The 15,631-nt window shown below is 49.6% G+C and carries 14 protein-coding genes; 10 read left to right on the top strand and 4 right to left on the bottom strand.

Annotation, left to right across the window (positions count from 1 at the left end):
- Window positions 1–1,197: 1,197 nt before the first annotated feature.
- The gene (locus WJM45_RS06360) at window positions 1,198–1,911 is read right to left on the bottom strand and encodes a DUF5765 domain-containing protein (protein WP_341328127.1); all 714 of its coding nucleotides are present in this window, start codon (window positions 1,909–1,911) and stop codon (window positions 1,198–1,200) included.
- 1,002 nt (window positions 1,912–2,913) lie between these two features.
- Window positions 2,914–3,993, bottom strand: a complete 1,080-nt coding sequence (locus WJM45_RS06355; protein WP_341328126.1) for a lytic transglycosylase domain-containing protein — start codon at window positions 3,991–3,993, stop codon at window positions 2,914–2,916.
- A 1,461-nt stretch (window positions 3,994–5,454) separates the two neighbouring features.
- Between WJM45_RS06355 and WJM45_RS06350 the strand changes: the two genes are divergently transcribed.
- The 10 genes from WJM45_RS06350 (at window position 5,455) to dinB (ending at window position 14,155) form a co-directional block, all read left to right on the top strand.
- On the top strand, window positions 5,455–6,009 hold the full coding sequence (locus WJM45_RS06350) for a TRAP transporter small permease subunit (protein ID WP_341328125.1): 555 nt from the start codon (window positions 5,455–5,457) through the stop codon (window positions 6,007–6,009).
- A 1-nt stretch (window position 6,010) separates the two neighbouring features.
- Window positions 6,011–7,396 (top strand): TRAP transporter large permease subunit, encoded by a 1,386-nt coding sequence (locus WJM45_RS06345; protein ID WP_341328124.1) that lies wholly within the window; start codon window positions 6,011–6,013, stop codon window positions 7,394–7,396.
- Complete coding sequence (locus WJM45_RS06340) at window positions 7,393–7,545, top strand: lipoprotein (RefSeq protein ID WP_341328123.1); 153 nt, start codon at window positions 7,393–7,395, stop codon at window positions 7,543–7,545. The genes WJM45_RS06345 and WJM45_RS06340 overlap by 4 nt, the downstream gene beginning before the upstream one ends.
- A gap of 4 nt (window positions 7,546–7,549) precedes the next feature.
- A complete protein-coding gene (lysA, locus tag WJM45_RS06335) occupies window positions 7,550–8,809 on the top strand; it encodes a diaminopimelate decarboxylase (protein ID WP_341328122.1) in 1,260 nt (419 codons plus the stop codon).
- A 16-nt stretch (window positions 8,810–8,825) separates the two neighbouring features.
- On the top strand, window positions 8,826–9,653 hold the full coding sequence (gene dapF / locus WJM45_RS06330) for a diaminopimelate epimerase (protein WP_341328121.1): 828 nt from the start codon (window positions 8,826–8,828) through the stop codon (window positions 9,651–9,653).
- Window positions 9,650–10,345, top strand: coding sequence for a DUF484 family protein (locus WJM45_RS06325; RefSeq protein ID WP_341328120.1), 696 nt, complete (start codon window positions 9,650–9,652; stop codon window positions 10,343–10,345). The genes dapF and WJM45_RS06325 overlap by 4 nt, the downstream gene beginning before the upstream one ends.
- Window positions 10,338–11,246, top strand: coding sequence for a tyrosine recombinase XerC (gene xerC, locus WJM45_RS06320; protein ID WP_341328119.1), 909 nt, complete (start codon window positions 10,338–10,340; stop codon window positions 11,244–11,246). Before WJM45_RS06325 ends, xerC begins: the two co-directional genes overlap by 8 nt.
- Window positions 11,247–11,698: 452 nt before the next feature.
- Window positions 11,699–12,739 (top strand): DUF2333 family protein, encoded by a 1,041-nt coding sequence (locus WJM45_RS06315; RefSeq protein WP_341328118.1) that lies wholly within the window; start codon window positions 11,699–11,701, stop codon window positions 12,737–12,739.
- Between the two features lie 6 nt (window positions 12,740–12,745).
- On the top strand, window positions 12,746–13,060 hold the full coding sequence (locus WJM45_RS06310; RefSeq protein ID WP_125220171.1) for a DUF4389 domain-containing protein: 315 nt from the start codon (window positions 12,746–12,748) through the stop codon (window positions 13,058–13,060).
- Window positions 13,061–13,075: 15 nt separating this feature from the next.
- Window positions 13,076–14,155 carry a DNA polymerase IV gene (gene dinB, locus WJM45_RS06305; protein ID WP_341328117.1) on the top strand — a complete coding sequence of 360 codons (1,080 nt, stop codon included), beginning with the start codon at window positions 13,076–13,078 and terminating at the stop codon, window positions 14,153–14,155.
- Between the two features lie 331 nt (window positions 14,156–14,486).
- On the opposite strand, the gene yjgA is transcribed toward dinB, so the two are convergent.
- Together yjgA and WJM45_RS06295 are read right to left on the bottom strand one after the other, a co-directional pair.
- The gene (gene yjgA / locus WJM45_RS06300) at window positions 14,487–15,029 is read right to left on the bottom strand and encodes a ribosome biogenesis factor YjgA (protein WP_341328116.1); all 543 of its coding nucleotides are present in this window, start codon (window positions 15,027–15,029) and stop codon (window positions 14,487–14,489) included.
- Between the two features lies 1 nt (window position 15,030).
- Entirely contained in the window at window positions 15,031–15,219 is a 189-nt protein-coding gene (locus WJM45_RS06295; RefSeq protein WP_341328115.1) for a hypothetical protein, read from the bottom strand.
- Between the last annotated feature and the right edge of the window lie 412 nt (window positions 15,220–15,631).

Genomic DNA, 15,631 nt, shown 5'->3' with positions numbered 1-15,631 from the left:
GTTACCACCGATTTGGATACCCCCCTCCCAACCTCCCCCTTCTCAGGCATAAGTATCTACACAAGTTTTTATATAATAAATACAATTAGTTATAATCCGCTCTAGCACCCTCTCCTGTTGGAGAGGGTTGCGGCGGTGAGAGTAAAAACAACCACTTATATCCCCCTCATCCCAACCTTCTCCCTCAAGGGAAAAGGAGCAAGTACTTGTGTAGATACCTATGCTTCTCAGGGGGAGGAGCTTTTGCCCTCACAACTCCCCTTTCTCAAGGAAGGCGTTCCCTCTGTGTCAATATACCGCTAAAGCCTAAGTTATTTCGTGCCTATTCCTAAGTCAAAATACTTATTCGCTCCTTCCCAAGCTCTAGCTTGGGAAGCAAAAACCGGAAGCTCCGGCTTCCCGGGACCCGCTTGTCCGATTGAGCTTGGCTTAGCGGTAATTGCTGCATGCGAAGGAACTTTAGCTTCTTTTCACTTGTTTCGTGAAGCTAGAGCTTCACGTATCGGTTTCCCAAGCAGGAGCTTGGGAAACAGCAGAAAGGTTTGTATGCCGCTCGGGAGTTTTTTTCGGGTCATGGGCATGACTTCGGATTTTGAATGAGTTTTTGGCAGTAATGTAGGTCGGGTTAGCGCTGGCGTAACCCGACATTTTGCCCATCGATATGTCGGGTTACGGCTCCGCCTAACCCGACCTACCCGGCTCTTTTAGCCCATTAGGCCTCGATACCGTTTCGTGTTGCCTTGACTTTCGGGCCTCGACATCGCGACGTAGGCGTCGCTCCCACAAACCACCGGCAGGTAATTAACCAATCTCCTCCCTTTCCGCTGTTTCCCAAACTCTGTTTGGGAAACTCGTCTCGCAAGCTCTGCTTGCCGGTTTCATGAAGCTGGAGCTTCCAGACTTTTCGCTCAAGCAGAGGTTGGGCAGGAGCGAACGTAATAACAATGGTCTTGCCGAATTTCGCGGAAGGTTTGTATTCCGATCGGGAGTTTTTTTCGGGTCATATGTTGGGGACTCTTTTCTGTTGATGAGCACCTATCACTACGCGACTGATCGTACTTCAAATTTCGGCAGTGCCTTAGGAGGCACCGGGGTGCTCGGCCCCTCACCTAGCGTTAGGTGAGAGGCCGGCATGGAGATGGCATAGAGCCACCGAACCCCCTTCTAACAGAAGTCGAAGTTATTTCCCGCTCGTTCTTAAGCCCTTTGCAAACGCTGCGGAATCACCGTAAAAAATTGTTTGAAATGCGGCATGAAGCTGATTGTTATCGGTATCGAGAACAGGCAATAAATCGCCGCCGCCTCGCCGGTCGACACGCCGAATAGCCATTGCGGCATCAGCAAGGTCATCAAGGCCATGGCGCAGTGGTAAGAAGCCATCTTCCAATTATCGGGCCAAATATATCCGCTCAACGCCAAGGCGAACAATGATCCATGGGTTACAAGTAAACCGAAGGCGCTCGGTATTGCATAACCGATGTGATAAATCCCGCTATAAAGACAAGCCACTTTGTTACCGATAAAGTTCGGCTCGATTCCGAATAATTGCCACTCCTTAGGCAGGAAATTGAAGATGAGGAATAACGAACTCAAGGTCGCGCTAAAGTAGAACGCTTTTTTGAGTGCTTCTTTATCGGAGGAATAACTGGCCAATGCCGGCATAATTGCAAATGCCTGCAGGCTAATGTGATAAGTCGATAATTCGCTGAGAAAAAGATTCGTGCCGTAACCGCATTGATCGGCAACCGGGTAAGCAAAATATTGAATAAATTCCATCAGTGAAAAATGCAATATTGCGTAGGCTCTGGCCAATCTCACCGGCAGAGTTTCGCTCTTATCCAAAAAAGTCACGCTAGAAGCCGCCAGGCCTACCACGCCAAGACCCAAAGACATATTCGCACTAAAACACATGATCAGTCCGCCATTTAATCGGCAACACGAAGTTTATTGTTAAAACCTAAATGCAATCGCTTGGTTGCCGTATCCGAAAAATATCGGCAAAACGCGTAAATTATCCATTTACGCATGAATCGCCGCCCGTAAATGGAAGGATTCTAACAGACTGACGATAATGATGCTTGAGGGAATATCGATCCGAAAAAGCCTCCAATCCTTGATGTATCCCCACAAAACGCTCGTTCCCATGCTCTGCGTCACTGCCATTAAGTTAAGCCTTTTTTCTGGTTCCCACGGTCCTCCGTGGGAATCCGTATCTTGGCTGTTGAAACCAGATCGGTATGCGTTCCCACGCTGGAGCGATGGGAACGAGGAACCTCGATACTTTTTATTGCCATTTAACACCCTCGGATCTCCCTCGCCTAACGCAAGGTGATCCGCGTAGGGTACGCTGTGCGTACCATGGTAATACCGCGATGTTCATTTCATGTGCCAACCGAACCGCTAGGGCACGGCTTTGGTACGCGCAGCGTACCCTACAATTTATGTATAACGATGAATGCTCTGCGTGGGAACGCCGCTTTAGACGCTCTGCGTCGACTGCAGCGGGCAATCGGATTAAGAAACTTTAGAGAATGTATCGTTGCTCTTGTCGGGATTATCGACCTCTGGGGACGCAGAGCGTCCCGGGATGCATTCCCACGCAGAGCATGGGAACGATGAATTACCGTATTGCAATCTTAGCCAATGAGGCCTCGATACCATTTTTTGTCGCCCAACGTTCCCGATTTTCCCTCACCTAGCGTTAGGTGAGAGACGATCTGGGGATCGCTCCCACAGAGCATCCGGCCCCTTGTGGGAGCGACGCCTTCGTCGCGATTTCGAAGCCACTGATGTTCAATATCCCAAGATTTATCAAACAGCACCGTTTTCAAGTATACGATAACCTCTGTTTAGGAGGTTTACCGATACTTGTGTATAACTGCGAGCGCAGAGCGTAGGAACGGTGAAAAGCCGTTACTCCGAGGCGAGGTAATGAGCCGATCCCATCGGACCTTCATAGTTTATGCCTTCGCGAAAATAAGCCAAAGGGTTCGCGGCGATGTCTCTCGCAGCCAAAAACTGTGCATAATAATTACGCGAAGCGAATCCGAATATCGGACTATTGTATCGTTCGACGATTTGTTCGAAATCGCGGCCGACTTGATTTTGTGCCCGCGACATTCCGCCGATCCCGTGATTATAAGACGTCACCGCGGTCGGCCAATCGTTGAGTTTGTTGTAAGCATACTTTAGATAACGAGCCGCGCCATGAGCCGAGGCGATCGGATCGTGCCGCCGATCGGGTCTGTTTTTACCCGGCATGAATGTTTCAGCCGCGCCTTTCGTAAACTGCCACATACCGACCGCGCCGGCGTGGGATTTTGCGGAAGCTTGAAATGACGACTCGACATGCGGTAAATAGGCGAAATCCTCCGGCAAATTATATTCGCGGAAAATTCTTCTAAATTGCGCATCATAACGACCGCTGATCTCCATGCCGCGTTTAAAGCGTTCTTTTATGCCGCGTTGCGACCGTAATCTTTGACTGGCCTCCGGCAAAATCTCATGTAGTTTGCCTTGACTTTGGATTTTGGCGACGATGTGTTTATCGACTTGGTCTAGCGGCGCTTTAGCTCGCAATTTCCTGTCTAAATCACTCAAGCGATTTTTCCAAAATGCCTTGCGCTGATCGATCATCGTTTTTTGTTGGTTAGTCAAGCCTTCGCCGACATTGCCCGGCAACCTCATCACTTCATAGATAACGCCCATAAAACGATCATCATGAAACGCAACTTCCGAACGATGCCATACGCCATAAGTCTTACGCCAAAAATCGACCGCCGGCTCCAATGATGGCGGCCTAGGAAAGACGCCCTGTTCCTTTTGAGCGAACTTTGAAGCTATAGTCGGTTTATAGGCCCACTGAGAGCCGGTAGAAACCCTTGGCGGAGTCGCCGGTTTAATTTCAGCATGACGTGAAGGAGAACTGCTGCAAGCCGGCAACAATACCATTGCCGCGGATAATAATGAAATGACAAGAGTTTGTCGTTGCATAACCAATCACCAAAAACTATTTTTTAAAAGACAAAAGATTCTTCACGAATCATTCAAGGAACCGTAACGAAAGCGTTGTAATTATTCACACCCCTATCGTTCCCACGCTCCGGCGCTCATCGTTATACATAAGTCAAAAATTACCCTTTTGCAATCTTAACCAATGAGACCTCGATAGCATTTATTGCCACTTAACATTAGCGGGTCACCTAACGCTAGACGAACCGCGTAGGGTACGCTGTGCGTACCATGGTAACCCCGCAATGTTCATGTGCCAACCGAGCCGCCAGGGCACGACTTTGGTACGCGCAGCGTACCCTACAATTTATGTATAACGAAGAGCGCTCCAGCATGGGGACGATAATTGCCGGGGGACTGAATGGTTGCAAAGCGTTAAGCCTTATTTAAGGATAGTAGGCGGAAATTTAAATTTCTACTCTTTTAATGGCAATCTTAGCTATTTATTTTTTCGAGAATCGGAATCAAAATATAGCGATGCTAACCCGCTCTTCCGCTATAACAATTTATATTTTTATTTCAACTACTTAAGACTCCATACAAAATGTCGCAGCGGTATCGTAGGAAATCCTTATGTCCTTACCGAATCAATAATCATGCCGGCAATAATTGCCGAATTTCGAACCCAAAAACACGCACAAAAAAACCGCCCTAAATGGTTCTTTCACCCTGCGCGCCCATCGCTATAGATAAATTGTAGGGTACGCTGTGCGTACCTAATGTCGGGAAGCTAGAGCTTCCTGAACAGGTTACCCAAGCTGGAGCTTGGGTAACAGCATATACGCACAAAATGACCTCCCCAAATGGTTTCCTCGCCCTGCGCTCATGAAATATTCACCCCCCCTATCGTTCCCCCGCTCCAGCGTCAATGCCATTAAGTTAAGGTCCTTGGAGTTTTACTCGCCTCTTTGAAAAAGAGTGGCTGGGGGAGATTTTTCCTCGTTCCCATCGCTCCAGCGTGGGAACGCATACCGATCTGGTTTCGACAGCCAAGGTACGGGTTCCCACGGAGGACCGTGGGAACCAGAAAGCAATATCCGCAGATTTATCAAACAACACCGTTTCCAAATATACGATGGCCTCTGTTTAGCAAGTTTATCGATCGCCTAGCGTTAGGTGAGGGAGATTCGAGGGTGTTAAATGACAATAAACCTGAATTCGGCAGTTTAACCATGAAGCACATGAAGTTCATGAAGGATTCCAAGAACTTACCAAACCCTTCTCGCTAACCTTTTTGGTGAGCGAAAGTTCTATACAAACGCGTAATAAGCTATTGAATTAACTTCCTATTCTTCATGATCTTCATGGTGAAATGCTTTTTCTAGGATAAAGGGTATGCCGAAGCCCTCGAATCGCCTTGGACGGGTTGAATCACTCACCCCGAACAAAGTATTAGGTATAATTACCGGCTTTCTCATTTTTTACGCCCGGGCCTCAGCATCCATGTCTTCGATTGTACAATTCTGCCGCCGCCTTACCGATAAAATCGACCTGCTTAACGAATGGATCGGAACGACCGTATCCTGGCTAACGTTGATCATGGTCGTGATAACGTTTGCGATTGTCATGCTTCGTTATGCGTTTAATTACAATTCGATCGCCATGCAGGAATCGGTTTCCTATATGCATGCGCTGGTGTTTATGTTGGGTGCAGCCTACACTTTGAAAACCGGCGCCCATGTCCGGGTCGATATCTTTTATCAACGCCTTGGCAAATCGGCCCGAGCCTGGATCGATTGCTGCGGCGTCGTATTGTTATTGCTGCCGGTTTCAGGATTTATTCTTTACAGCAGTTGGGATTATGTCGCCGAATCTTGGAAAATCTTCGAAAGCTCGAGTAATTCCGGCGGCCTTCCCGGCGTGTTCTTGATCAAAAGCACCATTCCCTTAACCGCTTGCCTATTAATCCTGCAAGGGATCTCCATGTTCCTCGCTAACTTAATGATTGCCTTGGGTATCGATCGCTCGGACGAACCCGGCTCAATAGAGACTCGTTAATATGGAAAATATGATGGCTTTGTGGATGTTTGCCGCGGTTTTTGTCGTGCTATTGAGCGGTTTTCCGGTCGCCTTTGCCTTGAGCGGCACCGCGCTGGCATTCGCGGGACTGGGTTTGTTGCTGGGCAATTTCGACATGGCATTTTTAAACGCATTGCCGAACCGTCTGTACGGCATCATCGACAATGAAACGCTGATCGCGGTACCGCTTTTCGTATTCATGGGCGTCATGCTCGAACGAGCGCGTATCGCCGAAAGCCTTTTAGAAGCGATGACCGATTTATTCGGCGCCCTGCGCGGCGGCCTCGGCATCGCGGTAACTTTGGTCGGCATGTTGATGGCGGCAAGCACCGGCATCGTCGGCGCTACCGTGGTCACGATGGGCCTGTTGTCGCTGCCGACCATGCTGCGCAAGAATTACGACCCGGCCTTAGCCTGCGGCACGATTTGCGCTTCCGGCACATTGGGCCAAATTATTCCGCCGTCTATCGTACTGGTTTTGCTAGGCGATATCATTTCCACCGCCTATCAGCAAGCTCAGCTCGACATGGGGGTATTTGCTCCGGAATCGATTTCGGTCGGCGACTTATTCGCCGGCGCGCTGCTGCCGGGACTCGGCCTAGTCGCAATGTATTTAATCTATATTGCCTTGCTGGCCTGGCTGCGTCCGAACTTGATGCCGGCAGCAGAACAAAACGCCCGGCTCGAATCGGGCTTTTACCGGAGCCTGTTGTTTAGCCTGGCGCCGCCGTTAGTATTGATTCTCTCGGTACTCGGTTCAATCATAGGCGGTTTGGCCACGCCGACCGAAGCGGCATCGGTCGGCGCTTTCGGGGCCATTATTCTGGCTATCGCAAAAAGCGAGTTGAATTTAGCCACACTGCAGGAAGTCATGCGCAGCACCACGCAAACCACGAGCATGGTATTTCTAATCCTGATCGGCGCGGCCTTGTTTTCGTTGGTATTTCGAGGGTTTGAAGGCGATGAACTGATCGTCAGCCTGCTCTCGGACTTACCGGGCGGTCAATTCGGCGCCGTATTCACTGTGATGCTGGTGATGTTTTTTCTCGGCTTCGTATTGGATTTTATCGAAATCACCTTCGTCGTGGTGCCGATCGTCGGTCCGATACTGTTGGCAATGGACATCGACCCCGTCTGGCTAGGCATCATGATCGCGCTAAACCTGCAAACGTCGTTTTTGACGCCGCCGTTCGGTTTTGCGTTATTTTATCTGCGCGGCGTGGCTCCGGCCGAGGTGTCGACAGGCCAAATCTATAAAGGCGTGATGCCTTTTATCGCAATTCAGCTTATCATGTTGGCCGTTTTGGCTTATTGGCCGCAGCTGGCCACTTGGCTTCCTACTCAGATTTACAACGATGCATTATGAATTATTCCAAACTTTTACTCGCTTTCTTTATCGCATTATGGATCACTGCCTGCGGACAAACCGGACCGCTTTATTTGCCGGACGGGCCGGCGCCGATTCATGTCCCGAAAGAAGAACCGACCGATATCGAAACTGACGAAGAAAACTGACAACATGGATTTTTTTAATTATAAAAACGGCGAATTGTTCGCTGAAGACTGTCCGGTGCGGGAAATCGCCGCTAAACAGGGAACCCCGTGCTACATTTATTCACGCGCCACGTTGGAACGACATTGGCATGCTTTCGACCGTCCCTTCGGCGATAGGCCGCACCTGATCTGTTATGCTGTCAAGGCTAATTCCAATCTGGCGGTGCTGAATATTTTGGCCAGGTTGGGATCGGGTTTCGATATCGTTTCGGTAGGTGAGCTCGAACGCGTCTTAGCCGCCGGCGGCGATCCGAAAAAAATTGTGTTTTCGGGCGTCGGTAAACGCAGCGATGAAATCCTAAGCGCGCTGAAGACCGGTATCCGTTGTTTCAATATCGAGGTCGGCGGAGAGTTGGATAGAATCAATGAACTGGCAGGCGAACTCGGCGTTAAAGCTCCGGTTTCGTTTCGCGTCAATCCCGACGTCGATGCGAAAACCCATCCTTATATCTCGACCGGTTTGAAGGAAAACAAATTCGGCATTGCGATTGAACAAGCCTTGCTTGAGTATCAACGCGCCGCAGCCATGCCGAATATCGATGTTATCGGCATCGACTGCCATATCGGTTCGCAATTGACCGACACGACGCCCTTCTTGGACGCATTGAGCCGAATTCTCGATCTTGTTGGTGAACTAAAAAAAATGGGAATCGCCCTGCACCATCTGGATCTCGGCGGCGGTCTCGGCATCCGTTATCGCGACGAACAACCGCCGGAACCGGCCGATTATGTTGAAGCCTTACTCGATCGCTTAAATCAATCCGAGCTGACTAATGATATTGAAATCCTGCTCGAACCCGGCCGCGCCATCGCCGGCAATGCCGGTATTCTAGTCACGCAAATCGAATATCTTAAAACCACAAGCGACAAAAATTTTGCGATCGTCGACGCGGCGATGAACGATTTAATCCGCCCTTCGCTCTACAGCGCTTGGCAGGAAATCATACCGGTTCGAAGCCAAAGTTCGGCGGACGAACAGCACTGGGATATCGTCGGCCCGGTCTGCGAAACCGGCGATTTTCTCGGCAAGGACCGCAAATTGAGACTCTCGCCCGGCGACTTGCTGGCGGTGCGATCTTCCGGCGCCTATGGCTTTACGATGAGTTCCAACTATAATTCAAGACCGCGCGCCGCCGAAGTCATGGTCGATGGCGGCGATTGCCACCTGATTCGCGAACGGGAAACCCTTACGCATTTATGGGCTGGCGAACAATTACTGCCTTAACCGGAAAATAACACCCATGATCGAATTCACTAAGATGCATGGACTCGGTAACGACTTTGTCGTGATCGATGCCATCAATCAAAGCATTTCATTACAGGCCGAACAAATCCGTACCTGGTCGGACCGCCATTTCGGCATCGGCTTCGATCAATTATTATTGGTCGAAAACCCGGTTAGTCCGGATGCCGATTTCAAATACCGTATCTTCAACGCTGACGGCAGCGAGGTTGCACAATGCGGTAACGGGGCGCGCTGCTTTGCGAAATTCGTCCGCGATAAAAAACTGACCGATAAAGACGAAATCCGCGTCGATACCAATGCCGGCCAACTATTGCTGAAGCTCAACGCGGACGGCATGATCACGGTCAACATGGGCATTCCTAAACACAAGCCCGAAGAAATCCCGCTAAAGACACAGCATGAAGCGAAGTTTTACAGCGTTATCGCCAATAATATCGAAAGAGGTTTCGGCGCGGTTTCGCTGGGTAACCCGCATGCCGTGCTTCAGGTTCACGACATCAAGCATGCGCCGGTCAATGAGTTAGGCCCTTTACTGGAAAGCCATCCCGATTTTCCCGAGCGCGCCAATATCGGTTTCATGCAAGTCATCGACCGCGGCCATATCAAGCTTCGCGTTTATGAGCGCGGAGCGGCGGAAACACTGGCCTGCGGAAGCGGCGCTTGCGCCGCCGCGATCATCGGCATCGAACAGAATTTACTCGACCATGAAGTCATCGTCGAATTGCCCGGCGGATCATTAACAATAAATTGGCCGGGGAGAGGGCAGCCGGTATTGATGACAGGACCCGCCGTTTCGGTTTTCGAGGGACGTATCTCTTTATGAAACAACAAGCACTTAACACACTAACCGACGAACAAGTTGAAGCCTACTTACAGGCCAACCCCGAGTTCTTCAACGACCACCTTAATCTTCTGGAAAGCATGACGATACCGCATCCAAGCGGCGATGCGATTTCACTGATCTCCAAACAACTGGAAATTTTCAGAGCTAAACATCAGGAATTGGAAAGTCAATTAACGGCGCTGATTGAAATCGCCCGCGATAACGATACCTCGTTTAATCGCATGCATAAATTGACCTTGGCTTTACTCGACGCCGCCACGCTCGACGAAGCCGTCGCGAATCTCGAACATGTGTTCGTCGACTTTTTCATGACCGATTTCGTGTCCGTGCGCATCATATCCGAACATGAGCAAACGCCGATTGCCAATTTGTTTATCGCGCCGAACGACCCCAACCTTCAGCACTTCGCACCCATTCTGAGCAGCAGCCAGCCGAAATGCGGACGCCCCACTCTCGCGCAAGCCAGAGTCTTGTTCGGCGATGAGGCTGCAGAGGTCAAGTCCTGCGCGATCATCCCCATGTCGTTCACCCAACTCGAAGGCATTGTCGCGATCGGCAGCCGCGAAGACAACCGCTTCCATTACAGCATGGGTAATCTGTTTTTGACCCAAATGAGCGAAATTATTGCCACACGGTTGATTTCGTTGCTTCACCAATCGGAACATGACTGAAGACGCGCTGACTCAGTTAACTAGCTTTTTAAGCTACTTGCAAACCGAAAAACGCTTGTCCGACCATACCGTCGAAGGCTACCGACACGACTTGGAAAGACTGCGCGATTTTTGTGTCGAACACGACATTGAAGAATGGTCGGCAATTCAAACCAGCGATATTCGCACCCATATCGCCACAAGGCACCGGCGAGGACTCGGTAGCAAAAGCTTGCAGCGCGAATTATCGGCGATACGCAGTTTGTTCGGATATTTGCTGAAAAAAAACCTCGCCACGCTAAACCCGGCCCAGGCGGTCAAAGCGCCCAAGCAGGATAGAAAACTCCCCAAAGTGCTCGATGTCGACCAAGTAACAGGCTTCCTCGAAGCCGATACCGATTCTTGGCTGGAAATCAGGGATCAAGCGATTTTTGAATTATTTTATTCCTGCGGCCTGCGCCTTAGCGAATTGACCGCGCTCGATTTAGTCGATATCGATTTAGCCGATTGCAGTTTAGTCGTACAGTCGGGAAAAGGCGGAAAATCCAGAATATTACCGATCGGCAGTAAAGCCGTCGAGGCACTGAAAAACTGGTTGCCATTACGCGCCGACCTCAATCGCGGCGATGAGCCTGCGCTGTTTTTATCGGCCAGAGGCACCCGACTCGCACAACGTAGCGTACAACTAAGACTCGAAAACTGGTGTCGAAAAAAAGGGATCGCCGAACATATCCACCCGCATATGCTGAGACATTCCTTTGCCAGTCATTTACTCGAATCCAGCGGCGATCTTAGAGCCGTTCAGGAATTACTCGGCCATAGCACAATCGGCACGACGCAAATCTATACCCATCTTAATTTCCAACATCTTGCCGAAGTTTACGATCAGGCCCATCCCCGCGCTAAAAAAAGAACGCCTTGATCTGGATATTTTCTAGGTGGGACGGAGTTTGCAGCCCAGTCCTAAACGTTACCTATACCCTTTGCTAGTCAAATTTCGGCGTCGGGGTGCCCGTCAAAGGACGCCGTGAATACGTCCATGTAGGCTCTATGACAGCATCCATGCTGCCAAAGCCTTTGCCGAACACCCCGGCGCCTCCATACGCTAATGCCGAAATTTGAAGTGCGATAGGTATACATGGATGTAGTTAAGGGGCGTGAGCAGGAGCGGAAGCTTTTCGTCCAGGATCAACCCAAATCGAAACGTTGGGCGCGGGTTAAATAACCCGCTCCGCAGTAAGTTTACGATTAGGCCCTTCCTCGTGTAAAAAAAGAACACCCTAACTCGGCTTTTTGTTAACGAGCCAACGGCTATAAAACCTGTTATTATTTAGAGCAATTTTAAAAAAATGCTGCACACGAAGGATACCGGAAATGTCTGAAAACGATTTACCACAGAACACACAATATAAAGGGATCCTATGGACGCTTGGCGTCATCGCATCCGCGGTTCTTATTGTAATTCTAATTTTGGCAACCTGGTGGAGCCAGGAACCCGATCCGTTCAATGTTTATGACGAAGCGATAGAACGCTCCAAAGTCGACGACACGACCGACATTCCACTCGGTTATGTTTACGCAAATACCTTAGCGCATATCGCCGAAGTATTACTACACAAGCCCGGCGGCTATATCACTAACGACGCTGCACCTCCGGGCGTATTCATGGATAACATGCCAAGCTGGGAATTGGGGGCCTTGGTCATCTTACGCGACGCCACGACCGCACTACGCAATCATTTCGCGCGAGATCAATCGCAATCGGCCGAAGACCCAGATCTTGCGATCGCCGAGCCTTATTTCTATTACGAACGCAACTCCTGGGCGCTTCCGTCGACCGAAGCGGAATATCAAAAAGGCATCGATTCCTTACACAACTATATGGTCCGCCTTCAAAAACCGGTCGGCAAAAAACCAGCAAGATTTTATTCCCGAGCCGACAATCTTTGGCAGTATGTCGAGGTCGTAATTAAACGTCTGGGAGGTCTATCGACACGCCTATCCGCCAGCAGTGAGCATACTTATATTCGCGAAATGACTGTACAAATCACCGCAGATTCGGAAGTATCAAGACTCAAAACAGAACATGTCACAACAGAGCCGCTAACCCGAACACCTTGGCTAGAGATCGACGATATCTTTTGGGAGGCACGCGGTGCGTCCTGGGCTCTTTTGCATATACTTAAAGCAATCGAACACGATTTTAGAGCCATTTTGATCGACAAACGAGCAATGAATACCGTTGACATTATGATCCGAGCATTGGAAAACTCACTACAACCGATTATGAGCCCAATGATTCTCAACGGCAGCGGTTTCGGTCTGTTTGCGAATTATTCATTGACAATGGCTAATTATATCGCTCGGGCCAATGCCGCCGCATTGGATTTACGAGATATCATGAACCGCGGGTAAAAAAGCATGAAGGAACAACTCAACGAAAACCTCAAAAAACCGAACACCTGGAAAAGAATCGCCTTCATGCTGGTATTCGCGGTCATCGCGGGATTGGTCAGGGTATTGTTGTGGGCGGTGATATTGCTGCAAATCGCCTCCATGCTGCTGACCGGCTCGGCCAATAAGAATATTCTCGATCTTGGGAAAAAGCTGGCGGCCTATCTGTATCATATCGTCCTGTTCTTGACCTTCAACACCGAGAGAATGCCCTTTCCATTCGCCGACTGGAACGAGACCGAAACCTTGGATTTGCCGTCTCACCGAGAAGACCAAGACTGACTCGCATCAACGACCATGGAAGCCGCTCGTAAAATCATCCACATCGATATGGATGCATTTTTTGCAGCGGTCGAACAACGCGATTTTCCGCAATACCGTAATAAACCGTTGATAGTCGGCGGACTGCCGGGGTCCCGAGGGGTGGTATCAACCTGCAGTTACGAAGCCCGGCAATTCGGCGTCCATTCAGCGATGCCATCGACGACTGCACATCGCCTCTGTCCTCATGCAATCTTCGTCAAACCGCGTTTCGAAGCGTACCGAGAAGCATCGAACAGCATCCGCAAAATCTTTGCCGACTATACCGATTTGTTCGAACCCTTATCGCTCGACGAAGCCTATCTTGACGTTAGCCAATGCAATCGCTGCAAAGGTTCCGCGACACTCATTGCGAAAGACATCAAGGCAAAAATCAAACAACAGACCGGACTGACCGCTTCCGCCGGCGTTTCCTATAACAAATTTCTGGCAAAAATAGCCTCCGATCTCGATAAACCGAACGGCTTGTATTTAATCACGCCCGACGACGGCCCCGGATTTATCGAAACTCTACCTATCGGAAAATTTCACGGCATCGGCAAGGCCACCGAGAAAAAAATGCATGACCTCGGCATTTTTACCGGAGCCGATTTAAAAACGATGCCGCTCGCCTCACTGCAAGATTATTTCGGTAAAGCCGGCTTGCATTATTACCATATTTGCCGAGGCATCGATAACCGCCAGGTCAATCACCAACGAATCGCTAAATCGATCGGTGTTGAAGTCACCTTTCAAGAAGATCTGGATAACCGCGAGACCTTATTGATACAGCTGCAAAGCCTGCTGAACAAAGCGCTCGGCAAGGCGAAAGAGAAAAAACTGGCGGCGTATACCCTAACGATAAAAATAAAATATAGCGATTTTGTGCAAATCACGCGTAGCAGAACGCTTTCGAAAGCGATCACCGAAAACTTAAATGCTGTACCTCTGTTGGAGGACTTATTGAAAACCACACCAACCGACCGTCGTAAGGTCCGCCTGCTGGGTGTCGCCTTGTCATCACTCGCCTCTCCCAACAGCAACCGACAAATCGATTTGTTCGAGCAGTTTCAGTAATGTAAAACACCACCCTCAAGTAGCGTAGGTCGGGTTAGCGCTAGCGTAACCCGACATTTGGTCCATCGATTTGTCGGGTTACGGCTCCGCCTAACCCGACCTACCCGGCTGTGCTGTTTAATAAATTTGCGGATATTGAACATCAGTGGCTTCGAAATCGCGACGAAGGCGTCGCCCCCACATGGGGACGGATGCTCTGTGGGAGCGATCCCCAGATCGCGATTTCGAAGTAGCGTAGGTCGGGTTAGCGCTAGCGTAACCCGACATTTGGTCCATCGATTTGTCGGGTTACGACTCCGCCTAACCCGACCTACCCGGCTCATTAAGCCGTTCATTCGGATTCGGCTTCGAACAACTCCTTCAAATAACGGTACAGTTCCCGCGTGGATTTCGGAGGTCGAGCTTCTGCAGCCTCTTTTTGCGCACTGCGCATTAATTGCCTTAACAATTGCCGGTCGGTTTGCGGATATTCGTCGATCAATTCGGTCAAGGCGTCTTGACCTTCTGAAATCAAGCGATCGCGCCAACGCTCTATTTTGTGATGCTCCCTAGTCGCATGAGCGCTCTGGTTTTTTATCCTCGCCAATTTTTCGGTAATCGGATCGACATCCAACTTTCTGAGTAAACCGCAAATAAACTTCATCTGCCTTTTTCTGGCACCTTTCGGCGGCATTCCAGTCGCACCGATAACTGCCTTGTGTAAATCCTCAGGCAAATCCAAGGTACTTAATTGCGCCGCCGATAACGCGACCAATTCCTCTCCCAGTTCGAATAAAACGGCAATATCGCGTTTTATCTGTGTTTTGTTAGGCCTAACCGCATAATATTCGACTTCATCGTCGAATTCTTCGTATTCCTGATATTCTTCAATCATTTCAAACCATGGCTATTAAAAATAATACAAATAGTACAACGAACCCCAGCGGCAACAATACCGCCTTCCAATCCGTTTCGGCATTTTTATTGCGTTCGAGCGATGCTTTGACGCCTGGCCCCATCCAAAATAGCACCAGCAGCACTAATGCTCCCAGTATCAAGCTTTCTGTCGTCGACAAGTTTTCCATATTGACCTCTTTTTATTTTTAGATAGCAGTTAACAGTCAGCGGATCTCTGTTATCACCTAGCAGGACGGGGTTTACAACCCATACGCATCAAGCAAAGGATTTCTTGATAAATAACGTCCTGGAACCATGGGCTTTGTTGAGGGTTATTTACGACCAAATCCTAAGCATAGATATCCCCGTTGCTAAATCGCTACCGACTGCTTTCGGCGAGTCTAAACAGCGTAGCCCGGATGGAGCGTAGCGCAATCCGGGAAGTTCGGAGCCACGCCATTCCCGTATTCCGCTACGCTGCATACGAGCTACATGCTATTCACTATTCCCTTACTACTCCCTTTATAGTCAAAAAATGGCTAACTTTATGAAGGTATGGGGTGTGGCTAGCGAGGATGTCGGCAGCAGGGAAAGCTGCCG

This window comes from Methylotuvimicrobium sp. KM2, assembly GCF_038051925.1.
Classification (GTDB): Bacteria; Pseudomonadota; Gammaproteobacteria; order Methylococcales; family Methylomonadaceae; genus Methylotuvimicrobium.
This window is presented reverse-complemented; position numbering and strand designations above follow the sequence as displayed.

Coding starts and splice junctions, on each gene's coding strand:
- WJM45_RS06360 (WP_341328127.1), bottom strand. CDS start 1,911: ATGTGTTTTAGTGCGAATATGTCTTTGGGTCTTGGCGTGGTAGGCCTG.
- WJM45_RS06355 (WP_341328126.1), bottom strand. CDS start 3,993: ATGCAACGACAAACTCTTGTCATTTCATTATTATCCGCGGCAATGGTA.
- WJM45_RS06350 (WP_341328125.1), top strand. CDS start 5,455: ATGTCTTCGATTGTACAATTCTGCCGCCGCCTTACCGATAAAATCGAC.
- WJM45_RS06345 (WP_341328124.1), top strand. CDS start 6,011: ATGGAAAATATGATGGCTTTGTGGATGTTTGCCGCGGTTTTTGTCGTG.
- WJM45_RS06340 (WP_341328123.1), top strand. CDS start 7,393: ATGAATTATTCCAAACTTTTACTCGCTTTCTTTATCGCATTATGGATC.
- lysA (WP_341328122.1), top strand. CDS start 7,550: ATGGATTTTTTTAATTATAAAAACGGCGAATTGTTCGCTGAAGACTGT.
- dapF (WP_341328121.1), top strand. CDS start 8,826: ATGATCGAATTCACTAAGATGCATGGACTCGGTAACGACTTTGTCGTG.
- WJM45_RS06325 (WP_341328120.1), top strand. CDS start 9,650: ATGAAACAACAAGCACTTAACACACTAACCGACGAACAAGTTGAAGCC.
- xerC (WP_341328119.1), top strand. CDS start 10,338: ATGACTGAAGACGCGCTGACTCAGTTAACTAGCTTTTTAAGCTACTTG.
- WJM45_RS06315 (WP_341328118.1), top strand. CDS start 11,699: ATGTCTGAAAACGATTTACCACAGAACACACAATATAAAGGGATCCTA.
- WJM45_RS06310 (WP_125220171.1), top strand. CDS start 12,746: ATGAAGGAACAACTCAACGAAAACCTCAAAAAACCGAACACCTGGAAA.
- dinB (WP_341328117.1), top strand. CDS start 13,076: ATGGAAGCCGCTCGTAAAATCATCCACATCGATATGGATGCATTTTTT.
- yjgA (WP_341328116.1), bottom strand. CDS start 15,029: ATGATTGAAGAATATCAGGAATACGAAGAATTCGACGATGAAGTCGAA.
- WJM45_RS06295 (WP_341328115.1), bottom strand. CDS start 15,219: ATGGAAAACTTGTCGACGACAGAAAGCTTGATACTGGGAGCATTAGTG.